Source organism: Luteimonas soli, from assembly GCF_042648865.1.
Classification (GTDB): domain Bacteria; phylum Pseudomonadota; class Gammaproteobacteria; order Xanthomonadales; family Xanthomonadaceae; genus Luteimonas; species Luteimonas soli.
The window spans coordinates 316684-328466 of the sequence record NZ_JBHRYA010000001.1 but is presented as its reverse complement, the minus strand read 5'-3'; the positions used below and the strand labels follow the sequence as shown (position 1 = coordinate 328466).

Genomic DNA, 11783 nt, shown 5'->3' with positions numbered 1-11783 from the left:
CGCCGTTCGCGTAGCTTCCTGCATCCATCCCAGGAGGGGCTCGCATGCTTCGATTGCTTGGCTGTGCCCTGTTGCTGGCCTCCGCGCCGGCACTCGCGATCGACCTGGTCCTCCACAATGGCAAGGTCTGGACCGGCGACCCGACGCGTCCCACGGCCAGCGCGGTCGCCATCGACGACGGCCGCATCACGGCGGTGGGCAACGATGCCGACATCCTCGCGCTGGCCGATGCCGGCGCCCGTCGCATCGACCTGGCAGGCCGCCGGGTCGTGCCAGGCATCAACGACGCCCATGTCCACCTGGGCGCCTGGTGGCAATCCAGTTACCTGGCGCTGCCATCCCCCGACCCGGACCGCGCCGAACTCGAAGATGCCCTCGGCGCGCAGCCAAAGGACGGCGACGGCTGGCTGAGCGCGTCGATCGGCGCGAAAGTGCTGGAGGACCCCGGCTTCACGATCGCGTCGCTGGACGCCCTGCAGCCCACGCGCCCGGTGATCCTGATGGCCATGACCGGGCACGGCACGATGGTCAATTCCGCCGCCCGGCGCGCGCTGGGGATCGATCCCGGCGCGCCGGTCCCCGGCGGCTGGTACGGCAAGGACGCGGACGGGAACTTCGACGGGCGCCTGTACGAATACGCGCAATGGCGGATGCGCGCCACCCAGCCGCCGCTGCCCGATGCTGCCGAAGTGACCGCGATCCAGGCCCATGCACGGGAAGCGCTGGAGGCCGGCACCACCTCGCTGCAGGTCATGACGATGCTGCCCGCCGAGCGCTTCGTCGCGCTCTGGCAGCAGTCCGGCATGCCGCAGCGGCTGCGCCTGATCCGGCTGCCGATCCCGGCGGCGTTCGGCGACCCGGTCGATGGCGCCGGACTGCCGCGCGAAGTCGCCGGATCGCCGCGCATCCGCGTGTCCGGCACCAAGTGGATCCTCGACGGCACGCCGCTGGAACACGGCGCCGCGCTGCGCAGCCCCTATCCGGGCACCAACACGAGCGGGCACCTGAACTTCGACGAGCCCCAGATCGAACAACTGCTGCGCGAGATCATCGCCCGGGACGACCAGCCCCTGCTGCACGTCAGCGGCGACGCCACGGCCGCGGCCGTGCTGGACGCGATGGCCGCGGTCGCGCCGGCAGAAGCGTGGCGCAAGCGCCGCCTGCGCATGGAGCATGGCGACGGCCTGCGCGGCGACCTGGTGGCGCGTGCGCGCGACTACGGCGTGGTGGTCGTGCAGAACCCGTCGCATTTCGCGTTGGCACCGAACGCATTCATCGCCGGCAACCTGCTTTCCGGTTTCCTGGACGCCGGCATCCCGCTGGCGCTGGGCAGCGACGGCCCGCCCAATCCCTGGCTCAACATGATGTGGGCCGTGCAGGTCCCGTACGGCTCGCCCCGGCAGGCACTGGACCGGGAACAGGTTCTGCGCGCCTACACGGCCGGCAGCGCCTATGCCGAATTCGCCGAAGACACGAAGGGCAGGCTCGCGCCAGGCTACGTGGCCGACCTGGCGGTGCTGTCGCAGGACGTTCTCGACGACGCGGTTCCCGTCGAAGCACTGCCGGCCACGACCAGCCTGCTGACGGTGATCGACGGCGAGATCGCCTGGCGCGACCCCGCGTTTGGAACGGAAACGGCGGAAACCGCGGCCGCCCGCTAGGGACCCAGCAGCTCGATCGCCATCACGATCGCATCCTCGCGCCCGACGTGCGCGGGGTAGTAGCGCGGGCGGCGGCCGATCTCGTTGAAGCCCTCGTCGTGGTACAGCGCGATCGCGTGCGGGTTCGACGGCCGCACTTCGAGGAACACGCGCCGGGCGCCGTGCCCGCCGGCCAGCTTGAGCAGCGCGCGCAGCAGGCGCCGGCCGAGCCCTTGGCCCTGCACTTGCGGATCGATGCAGATGTTGAGCACGTGTGATTCATCGGCGGCGATGCTGAGCACGCCGTAGCCGAGGATCCGATCATCCTCGTGCAGGATCCATGCCGGATAGTCGGCGCGCAGGCAGTCGCGGAAGATGCCGTGGGTCCACGGGAACGGATACGCGCGGCGCTCGATCTCCATCACCGCTTCGAGGTCGTCTTCGCGCATCGGCCGCAGCCGGCCTTTTTCCCTGTCGGCCCCGTTGGCCCGGTCGGTGGCGATCGCGCTCACGGCCCTCGCGCCTCCTGCTCAGCGCGGCCGCGCGGAGGCACGCAGTGCGCGCAGCCGCGGCCACAGCGCCCGCTTGGCGGCCGGGTCGCGCAGGCGCGCGGTCGGGATCCAGTCGCGGCACAGCGCCGCGGCGTCCGCGGCATCGGCATCGCGTCCGGCCGCGCGCAGCAGCGCGTGCAGCAGGGGGTCGTCGGGCAGCGCCGCCGGCTCGGGCCCGACGGCCCGGTAGACCGTGTGGCCGAGCGCCTCCAGGACTTCCTGCTGCAGCGGATCCCAGCTCACGCGGGAGGCCCCGCCTCGCCCTCGGCCGGCAGCTTGCGGCGCTTGAACCACAGCACCGGCCCGGACAGCGCGTACAGCGTGCCAGCGATGAGCAGCGTCTCGGCCGGGGCGATCACCAGCGCGATGATCACCGCAACCGCGATCAGCAGGGCGAAGAACGGCACCCGGTCGCCCTTCGGCCCGCGCCCGCCCTTGAAGCTGTTGTAGCGCAGGCCGCTGACCATCAGCAGGCCGGTGACCACGGTGACCGCCAGTGCGGCGTAGCGCAGGTCGTCGCCGCTCAGGTCCAGCCCGTGGCAGGTCCAGACGAAGCTGGCCATCAGCCCTGCCGCCGCCGGACTGGCCAGGCCGATGAACCAGCGCTTGTCGACCTTGGCCACCTGGCTGTTGAAGCGCGCCAGCCGCAACGCGGCGCATGCGGCGTAAAGGAACGCCGCCAGCCAGCCGATCTTGCCCAGCGTGCCGCCATCGAGCTTCAGCGCCACCAGCGACCAGTGGTACATCACCAGCGCCGGCGCCATGCCGAAGCTGATCAGGTCGGCCAGCGAGTCGTACTGCACGCCGAATTCGCTCTGCGTATTGGTCAGCCGCGCCACGCGCCCGTCGAGGCCGTCGAGGATGGCGGCGATGAAGATCGCCACGCAGGCGGCCTCGAACCGTCCCTGCGAAGCGGCGATGATCGCGAAAAAGCCGCCGAACAGGCCGCCGGTGGTGAACAGGTTGGGCAGCAGGTAGATGCCGCGGCCGCGCGGGCGTTGCTGGGGCTGGTCGTCCATGGGCGCGAGTGTATCCGCCCCGGCGGCCTCGCGGCAGGGCGTCGGGCGGTCACGATTCGACGCACCGCGGCTTGCGCAAGCGCGCCGGCGGTGCTGCAATCGCCGGGCTGACCGCTTCCCGCAGGATCCCGCCATGCCCCGCCACGCGCTGCCCACCCTGATCGGCCTGTCCCTGCTGCTCGCCACCGGCGCCGCCTGCGCGCAGGATCTCTACCAGTGGAAGGATTCCAACGGCGTCACCCATTATTCGCAAACACCACCCGCCAGCGGCAGCTACACCGAACGCACCGAAAGCGGTCGCAGCCCGGCCAGGCCGGTCGAAACGGCGTCCACCGAACCCGCCGAGTCGTCGCAGTGCGCCACCTCGCGCGCGAACATCGCCCTGCTCGAAAGCGAAAGCCCGGTCCAGCAGGACACCGACGGCGACGGCAAGCCCGACAAGACCCTCGATGACACCGAGCGCGCCAACCAGCTCAACCTCGCGCGCGCACTGCTCAAGGCGAACTGCCCCGGCGACGACGCGCCCGCCGGCAAGTAGCGCCACGGCACCCCGGGGCGGCCGATGCAACTGCGCTGGGCACTGCTGCTGGGACTCGTCGCCGGCGTGGCGGCGGCCTGGTGGCTGTCGCGCGACACCCCGGAACAGGCACGCGAAAAGCAGGCCCGCGCCGAACAGGCCGCCGCCGCCGACTACGAAGACTCGCGCCCGGTCCTGTATCGCTGGCGCGACGACAGCGGCTCCCTGCACGTGACCGACACCGCGCCCAAGGGGCGCAAGTACGAGCGCATCCCGATCGAACCCGACCCCGCGATCGAAGTGCACGGCGATCGCCCGCCGGGCCCGCGCTGAGCCACGGCCGAGCGGGCCCGCGCCCGGCCAGGTCCTCGCATTGGCAGGGAAACCGGAAGGCCGCATGGCAGAATGTCCAACCCTTCGCCAACCGCCGCCCACATGCGCCTGTCGCAATTCCACCTGCACACCGAAAAGGAAACGCCCGCCGAAGCCGAGATCGCCAGCCACCGGCTGATGCTCAAGGCCGGCATGCTGCGCCGGCTCGCCGCCGGCCTGTACACCTGGTCGCCGCTGGGACTGCGGGTGCTGCGCAAGGTCGAGGCGATCGTGCGCGAGGAAATGGACCGCGCCGGCGCGCTCGAGCTGCTGATGCCGACCATCCAGCCGAAGGAATTGTGGGAAGAGACCGGACGCTGGCAGAAGTTCGGCGGCCAGCTGCTGAAGATCCGCGACCGCAAGGACGCCGAATACTGCTACGCACCGACCGCCGAGGAAGTCATCACCGACTTCGCCCGCAACGAGCTGGCCAGCTACAAGCAGCTGCCGCTGAACTTCTACCAGGTGCAGACCAAGTTCCGCGACGAGATCCGCCCGCGCTTCGGGGTGATGCGCGCGCGCGAGTTCCTGATGAAGGACGCCTATTCGTTCGACATCGACGCGGCCGGCATGCAGCGCTCCTACGAGGCGATGCACGCGGCCTACGTGCGCATCTTCACCCGCCTCGGGCTGCGCTTCCGCGCTGTGCAGGCCGACAGCGGCGCGATCGGCGGCGATGCCTCGCAGGAGTTCCACGTGCTGGCCGATTCGGGCGAGGACGCGATCGCGTTTTCCACCGGCTCCGACTACGCCGCCAACATCGAGGCCGCGCAGGCCGCCCAGCCCGGCCCGCGCCCGGCCGCGGCCGAAGAACTGCGCAAGGTCGACACGCCGACGCAGAAGACCTGCGCAGACGTGGCCGCGCTGATGGGCATCGACCTTTCGCGCACGGCCAAGTCGATCGCGCTGGTCGGCGCCGACGCGGACGGCAACGACCAGTTCGTGCTCGCGCTGGTGCGCGGCGACCACGACGCCAACGAGATCAAGCTCGCCAAGGTCGAAGGCCTGGCCGGCTACCGCATGGCCACCGAGGCGGAGATCCTCGCGCATCTTGGCAGCGAGCCCGGGTTCCTGGGCCCCGTCGCACCGAAGCAGCCGATCCGCGTGCTCGCCGACCGCGAGGTCGCGGCGATGGCCGACTTCGTGGTCGGCGCCAACGAGCCCGGCTTCCACCTGGCCGGCGTCAACTGGGGCCGCGACCTGCCCGAACCCGACCACGTCGCCGACATCCGCGACGTGGTCGAAGGCGACCGCGCAGCCGACGGCGGTGAACTGCGCATCGTGCGCGGCATCGAGGTCGGCCACGTGTTCCAGCTCGGCAGCAAGTACGCCGAAGCGATGGGCTGCACGGTGCTCGACGAACAGGGCAAGCCGCGCGTGCTGCAGATGGGCTGCTACGGCATCGGCATCTCGCGCATCGTTGCAGCGGCGATCGAGCAGAACTTCGATGCCAACGGCATCCTCTGGCCCGACGCGATGGCGCCGTGGCGCGTCGCGGTGTGCGTGATCAACCCCAAGCGCGACGACGCCGTGTCCGCCGCGGCCGAAGCGCTGTATCGCGAACTGTCCGACGCCGGCATCGAAACCGTGCTCGACGACCGCGGCCTGCGCCCCGGCCAGATGTTCGCCGACATCGAACTGATCGGCATCCCGCATCGCGTTGTGGTTTCGGGGCGCGGCCTGGAAGCGGGCACGTTCGAATACCGTGCGCGCAACGCGGAAGAATCGGAAAACCTCGATCGCGAAACGCTGCTCGCGCGCCTGCGCCAACCCAAATCCTGAGAACCCTCCCGCCGTAGGTCGGGGCTACGCCCCCGACGGCTTTCCGGCCACGCGGGTGTCGGGCACGCGGGTGTCGGGCACGTAGGCCCGACCTACGGTGCATGTCGTGCGTTGGCCAGGGCTGCGCCGCCGACGATGCGAAGAACCTGAAGACGTCATGACCTCGGCGGATTACGCAGAATCACGTGATATTCCCCGCCCGCGCGCCGACCTGAATTTTGGATAGCCACGCAATTACGATTACCATCGCGAAACTGCCACGGAATGGCTTCATCCCCCCGAGATAATCCGGAGATATTGATGGCAATCGATCTGAACGGCCTGTCGGCCAAAGAGCTGGATACGCTGATCACCAAGGCCAAGGCCCGCAAGACCACGCTCAAGAAGCGCAAGCCCGTCGCCACGGTGCGCAGCAAGCTGCGCCAGCTGGCCGAGGCCGAGGGTTACACCATCGCCGAACTGTTCGGTGGCCGCGCCACGAAGTCGGCGGCGGCGCCGCGCAAGGCGGCCAAGAAGGGCCGCAAGCTGGGCAAGGTCGCGCCGAAGTACCGCAACCCGGCCAACCCCAAGGAAACCTGGACCGGCCGCGGCAAGCAGCCGCGCTGGATGGCCGCACTGACGAAGAAGGGCAAGAAGGTCGAGGATTTCCTGATCAAGAAGTGATCGGGAGCGACATCAGGGAAAACGCCGGCTCACGCCGGCGTTTTTCTTTCCAGGAACCAAGCGCTGTTGTGGGAGCGGCTTCAGCCGCGAGCCGTTGATCTCTCGACGGATGCCGGAAAAGCCCGCGGCTCCCGCCGCTCCTGCGAAAACCCCTGCTTTTCCGAATCCCGAATCCCCAATCCCGGCCTTCAAAGATTCCGCCGCGTCGGCATCAGCAGGTTGCCGAACAGCAGCCCGGCGATCAGCGCGAGCAGGATGTTGACCACCGCCAGCGCCGCCTGCTGGCCTGCGGCGAGATCCTGCTGCTGGATCAGCGTCAGCACGCTGCGCACGCTGGCGCTGCCGGGCACCATCAGGATGATGCCGGGCACGCGCACCAGGGCGCCGGGCCGCTGCGCCCAGCGCGCGTAGGCATTGCCGGCAGCGGTCAGCACCAGCGCCGAAATGAAGATGCCGGCGGTGCTGCCCCAGGAGTCCCCGACCAGCCGCGGGATGAGATACCCGACCATCGCCGCCGCCATCACCAGGGGATAATCGCGGCGGGCCGCGCGGAACAGCACCGCGAACGCCAGCACGCCGGTCAGCAGCGCGCCCCACTCCACCCAGTCCGGCTGCGGCCGCAGCGCGCGCACCTGCGGGTCGACGCCCAGCACCTGCGCCGCGGTCAGCGCGATCATGGTGCCGACGGTGAGCTTGAGCATCGTGCTGATCGCGCCGGCGAAGCGCGCGGTGCCCGAGATCAGGTTCTGGCTGGTCAGCTCGTTGACCGCGTTGGTCAGCGACATGCCCGGCATCAGCACGATCAGCGCCGCGATCACCACCGTGTTGAGGTTGAGCGGGCCGACGAACTTCGCCACCAGGATCGCGACGGTCGCCGCCAGCATCGCCGAGATCGCCTCGCTGGCCTCGCGCAGGCGCGGGCGTGATGCGGACACCCAGTCGACCACGCCGACCAGCAGGCCGATCAGGCCGGCGGTGCCGATGTCCAGCCAGGGCAGGCGCAGCAGCCCGGCCACGCTCGCCGAGGCCAGCCCGAACGCCAGCGCCAGCATGATCTTCTCGCGCGGCAGCGGCGGGCGGTCGAGCGCGCGAAGCGCGGCGTAGCCTTCGGCCAACCCGACCCGTCCGGCGACGACGTCCTCCGCGATGCGGTCGGCCTCGCAGAGCTTGGCCAGGTCGTTGTCGCCCGGCGGCACCCGGATCACGCGGGTGGTGTCGCTGTCGCCCGGCGGCCGCGCAGGATCGCTGAACGAGAGCACCATGCCGGTCGGGTTGGCGATCGGCTCGCAGTCCAGCCCCAGCTTCTGCGATACCAGGATCAGCGCGCCCTCCAGGCGCTGCGCGGTGGTGCCGTAGGTGTGCAGGCGCTCGGCCAGCTCCACCACGAAGGCGATGCGGGCGGCGTAGCCGATGGTCTGGAAGCCTTCTGACATCGGCGAAGCATCGCATGCGCACGCGACCGCTGTAACCTGCCGCCGATCGCCGTTCTCGTCGCCGATCGCCGGGCTTGGTAGCCTGTATGCTCGCCGCCATCGCCTTACCGCGGGGCGGCCCGCCGGACACGGAGAACCCGACAGCGCATGGGCGCCACCCGCGGCAACGTACCGTCCATCGACACCGACCCCGCGAACAGCGGCCGGCTGCGCCTGCGCGGCCAGTGGACGCTGGACCACGCGCTCGCGGTGGGCAAGATGCTGCGCGGCGACCACGGACGCGTGCGGTCGGTCGATGTCACCGGCGTCGAACGGCTGGATTCGGCGGGCGTGCTGCAGCTGCTGCGCTTTGCGCGTCGCCAGGGCATCGACTACGACGTGTTCTCGTTCCGCGAGGACCACCTGGCGCTGGTGGCGGCGATCGAGGACGTAGCCGACGAGCGCCCGAAGAAGAAACGCGACTACGGCTTCCAGGCAGCGCTCGCGCGCCTGGGCTACGCGGTGCAGGACAACTGGAACGAAGTCGTCGCGCTGATGAGTTTCCTCGGCGAGAACCTGGTCAAGCTCGGCCGCACCGTCGTCCAGCCGCGCCGCCTGCGCATCACCGCCACCGTGCACCACATGGAACAGGTGGGCCTGGACGCGGTGCCGCTGGTGACGCTGCTGTCGTTCCTGGTCGGCGCGGTGATCGCATTCCTCGGTTCCACGATCCTGGCCGACTTCGGCGCCACGATCCTCGTGGTGGAACTGGTCAACATCGCCTTCCTGCGCGAGTTCGGCGTGCTGCTGACCGCGATCCTGCTGGCCGGCCGCACCGCCAGCGCGTTCACCGCGCAGATCGGTGCGATGGTCAGCCGCGAGGAGGTCGACGCGATCCGCACGCTCGGCCTGGACCCGATCGACCTGCTGGTGATCCCGCGCGTGCTGGCGCTGCTGGTGATGCTGCCGCTGCTGACCTTCATCGCCATGATCGCCGGCCTGCTCGGCGGCATGTCGGTGGGCGCGTTCAGCCTCGACATCCCGCCACAGGCCTACTACGCGCGCATGCACGACACCATCGAGCTGCGGCATTTCCTGGTGGGCATGTCGAAGGCGCCGCTGTTCGCGATCGTGATCGGCCTGATCGGCTGCCTGGAGGGCCTGCAGGTGAAGGGCACCGCGCAGTCGGTGGGCGAACGCACCACCTCGAGCGTGGTGCAGACGATCTCGCTGGTGATCATCATCGACGCGCTGGCGGCGATCTGGTTCATGCACGTGGGGTGGTGATGGCGGATTCCGACGATCACGACGCAATCATCTCCGTGCGCGGGCTGGTCAACCGCTTCGGCGAACAGGTCGTGCACGAAGGCCTCGACCTGGACGTGCGCCGCGGCGAGATCCTGGGCGTGGTCGGCGGTTCGGGCACCGGCAAGTCGGTGCTGATGCGCTCGATCCTCGGCCTGCGCAGGCCGAACGCGGGCAGCATCGAGGTGCTCGGCGTGGACGCACGCGCGGACGACGCCGACAGCCGCCTGCACATCGAACGCAACACCGGCGTGCTGTTCCAGGACGGCGCCCTGTTTTCCTCGCTCACGGTCGGCGAGAACGTGCAGGTGCCGCTGAAGGAGCACAGCCCGGAGCTGCCCGACAGCTGGCGCTACGAACTGGCGCTGCTGAAGGTCAAGCTCGCCGGCCTGCCGGCCGAGGCGATCGACAAGCTGCCCTCGCAGCTGTCTGGCGGGATGCGCAAGCGCGCCGGCCTGGCGCGCGCGCTGGCGCTGGATCCGCCGCTGCTGTTCCTCGACGAACCCACCGCCGGCCTGGACCCGATCGGCGCCAGCGCCTTCGACCACCTGATCCGCACGCTGCAGCAGGCGCTGGGCCTGACCGTGTTCCTCATCACCCACGACCTCGACACCCTGTACGCTATCTGCGACCGCGTGGCGGTGCTGGCCGACAGGAAGGTGGTGGCGGTCGGCCCGCTGGCCGAAATCGAGCGGCTCGACCACCCCTGGGTCCACGAGTATTTCAACGGACCGCGCGGACGGGCCGCCCGTGATGCCAAGGCCGGCACCGCAGAGGAAACCTGATCGATGGAAACAAAAGCCAACTACGTCCTGATCGGCGCGTTCACCATCCTGGTGTCGCTGTTCCTGCTCGGCTTCGGCCTGTGGGCGGCGAAATACTCCTCGGACAAGAGCTGGCGCGAGTACGACGTGGTTTTCCGCGAACCGGTCACCGGCCTGACCAACGGCAGCAGCGTGCAGTACAACGGCATCGCGATCGGCACCATCGAGAGCCTGAAGCTGGCGCCCAACGACCCGCGCGCGGTGATCGCGCGGCTCAAGCTGCAGGCCGATGCGCCGGTCAGGACGGACACCCGCGCCAAGCTGTCGATGACCAGCCTGACCGGCAGCCCGATCATCCAGCTCACCGGCGGCGACCCGGCCAGCCCGCGCCTGACCGAGACGCCGGGCAACGAGGTCCCGATCATCCTCACCGAACCTTCTGCGCTGCAGAACATCGCCGACACCGCCAACCGGCTGGTCGAGCGCCTGGACAAGGTGCTGAGCCAGGAGAACGTCGAACGCATCGCCGGCACGCTCGAGAACATCGAATCGCTGACCGGCTCGATCGCCGACCAGCGCGAGGACCTGTCGGCGCTGATCGCCAACGCGCGCAAGGCCAGCGAGCAGCTCAACACCACGCTCGACAGCACCAACCGCGCGATCAGCGACGTCGACCGCGAGTTCGTGCAGAAGCTGCCCGGGCTGGTCGACCGCCTCGACACCACCCTGGCCAAGCTGGACTCGGCCGCGGGCGGCGCCGACCAGATCCTCAACGAGAACCGCGGCGCGATCCGCAGCTTCGCCAACGACGGCCTGTCGCAGCTGGGTCCGACCCTGGGCGAGCTGCGCACGCTGATCCGCGACCTGCGCCGCATCAGCGACCGCCTCGAAGGCAATCCCACGCGGTTCCTGCTCGGCCGCGATGCGCCCAAGGAGTTCGAACCCGAATGAAACCGATGACGATCGCCGTGACCCGCCACTCCGCTGCGAGTCCGCGCCTGCGGATCGATTGCCGGCGCCGCCTGTCGCTGGCCGGGCTGGCCATCGCGTGCGCGCTGCTCGCGGGCTGCTCGCTGCTCGGCAGCGGCGGTACGCGCGAACGCGGCACGATCTACGCGCCGGATCCCCGCGTCGCCGCGGATCCGTCGTGGCCGACGGTGCAGTGGCAGCTGGCGATCAGCCCGGCCACGGCCGCGCGCATGACCGACAGCCTGCGCATCGCGGTCCGGCCGACGCCGGACGAGCTCCAGGTCTACAAGGGCGCCAGCTGGTCCCGGCCGCCGACGCAGATGCTGGAGGACGCCGTGCTGCGCGCGCTGGAAGATTCGGGCAGGATCGGCGCGGTCGCCCGCCAGGGCAGCGGCATCAACGGCAACTACAAGCTGGTGATGGACCTGCGCAGGTTCGAGGCCGACTATGCCGGCGCGGCAGTCCCGTCGGCGACGATCGAGGTCAATGCCAAGCTATTGCATTTGGCGGACCAGCAGGTGGCCGCCTCGCGCACGTTCCTGGCCGCGCGACCGGCGGCGGATACCGCGGTGCCGGCCGTCGTCGCGTCGTTCGACGCCGCGCTGGCCGACGTCACGCGCCAGATTGCCGGATGGGTGCTGGTGGCGGGCCAGCAGCACGAGCAGCAGCCGCACTGATCCGTTCGCGCCTCCGCCCCTGACGGCAAGACGGCCGCGCCGCGGCTCGCCGCGCCACGGGCGCCGCGATTTGGCGCTCTTGGCGCAAACCCGCGACAATCACGGCACGCAA

The 11783-nt window shown here is 70.0% G+C and carries 12 protein-coding genes and 1 pseudogene; 9 read left to right on the top strand and 4 right to left on the bottom strand.

Annotated elements, in window-relative coordinates:
• The first annotated feature begins 44 nt into the window (after nt 1–44).
• Nucleotides 45–1661 carry an amidohydrolase gene (locus ACFONC_RS01540; RefSeq protein WP_386741803.1) on the top strand — a complete coding sequence of 539 codons (1617 nt, stop codon included), beginning with the start codon at nt 45–47 and terminating at the stop codon, nt 1659–1661.
• Here ACFONC_RS01540 and rimI read toward each other — a convergent pair.
• The 3 genes from rimI to pssA form a co-directional block, all read right to left on the bottom strand.
• Nucleotides 1658–2089 carry a ribosomal protein S18-alanine N-acetyltransferase gene (gene rimI, locus ACFONC_RS01535; RefSeq protein WP_386742206.1) on the bottom strand — a complete coding sequence of 144 codons (432 nt, stop codon included), beginning with the start codon at nt 2087–2089 and terminating at the stop codon, nt 1658–1660. The genes ACFONC_RS01540 and rimI overlap by 4 nt on opposite strands.
• A gap of 81 nt (nt 2090–2170) precedes the next feature.
• On the bottom strand, nt 2171–2434 hold the full coding sequence (locus ACFONC_RS01530) for a hypothetical protein (RefSeq protein WP_386741801.1): 264 nt from the start codon (nt 2432–2434) through the stop codon (nt 2171–2173).
• A complete protein-coding gene (pssA, locus tag ACFONC_RS01525; RefSeq protein ID WP_386741799.1) occupies nt 2431–3210 on the bottom strand; it encodes a CDP-diacylglycerol--serine O-phosphatidyltransferase in 780 nt (259 codons plus the stop codon). Before pssA ends, ACFONC_RS01530 begins: the two co-directional genes overlap by 4 nt.
• Nucleotides 3211–3343: 133 nt before the next feature.
• On the opposite strand from pssA, the gene ACFONC_RS01520 reads away from it, so the two are divergent.
• The 4 genes and pseudogenes from ACFONC_RS01520 to ACFONC_RS01505 form a co-directional block, all read left to right on the top strand.
• The gene (locus ACFONC_RS01520) at nt 3344–3748 is read left to right on the top strand and encodes a DUF4124 domain-containing protein (protein WP_386741798.1); all 405 of its coding nucleotides are present in this window, start codon (nt 3344–3346) and stop codon (nt 3746–3748) included.
• A 24-nt stretch (nt 3749–3772) separates the two neighbouring features.
• On the top strand, nt 3773–4060 hold the full coding sequence (locus ACFONC_RS01515) for a DUF4124 domain-containing protein (protein WP_386741797.1): 288 nt from the start codon (nt 3773–3775) through the stop codon (nt 4058–4060).
• A gap of 102 nt (nt 4061–4162) precedes the next feature.
• Nucleotides 4163–5881, top strand: a complete 1719-nt coding sequence (locus tag ACFONC_RS01510) for a proline--tRNA ligase (protein WP_386742205.1) — start codon at nt 4163–4165, stop codon at nt 5879–5881.
• Between the two features lie 300 nt (nt 5882–6181).
• Nucleotides 6182–6541 (top strand): annotated as a pseudogene (locus ACFONC_RS01505) (H-NS histone family protein); the annotation flags it as partial.
• 191 nt (nt 6542–6732) lie between these two features.
• On the opposite strand, the gene ACFONC_RS01500 reads toward ACFONC_RS01505, so the two are convergent.
• The gene (locus ACFONC_RS01500; RefSeq protein ID WP_386741796.1) at nt 6733–7977 is read right to left on the bottom strand and encodes a threonine/serine exporter family protein; all 1245 of its coding nucleotides are present in this window, start codon (nt 7975–7977) and stop codon (nt 6733–6735) included.
• A gap of 147 nt (nt 7978–8124) precedes the next feature.
• Between ACFONC_RS01500 and ACFONC_RS01495 the strand changes: the two genes are divergently transcribed.
• Genes ACFONC_RS01495 through ACFONC_RS01480 form a run of 4 tightly spaced genes read left to right on the top strand, consistent with a single transcriptional unit; the run spans nt 8125 to nt 11671 of the window.
• Nucleotides 8125–9243, top strand: coding sequence for an ABC transporter permease (locus ACFONC_RS01495; protein ID WP_386741795.1), 1119 nt, complete (start codon nt 8125–8127; stop codon nt 9241–9243).
• Nucleotides 9243–10046 (top strand): ABC transporter ATP-binding protein, encoded by an 804-nt coding sequence (locus tag ACFONC_RS01490; RefSeq protein ID WP_386741793.1) that lies wholly within the window; start codon nt 9243–9245, stop codon nt 10044–10046. The genes ACFONC_RS01495 and ACFONC_RS01490 overlap by 1 nt, the downstream gene beginning before the upstream one ends.
• 3 nt (nt 10047–10049) lie before the next feature.
• Nucleotides 10050–10976, top strand: a complete 927-nt coding sequence (locus ACFONC_RS01485; protein WP_386741792.1) for an MlaD family protein — start codon at nt 10050–10052, stop codon at nt 10974–10976.
• Nucleotides 10973–11671, top strand: a complete 699-nt coding sequence (locus tag ACFONC_RS01480) for an ABC-type transport auxiliary lipoprotein family protein (protein ID WP_386741791.1) — start codon at nt 10973–10975, stop codon at nt 11669–11671. The genes ACFONC_RS01485 and ACFONC_RS01480 overlap by 4 nt, the downstream gene beginning before the upstream one ends.
• Nucleotides 11672–11783 lie beyond the last annotated feature (112 nt).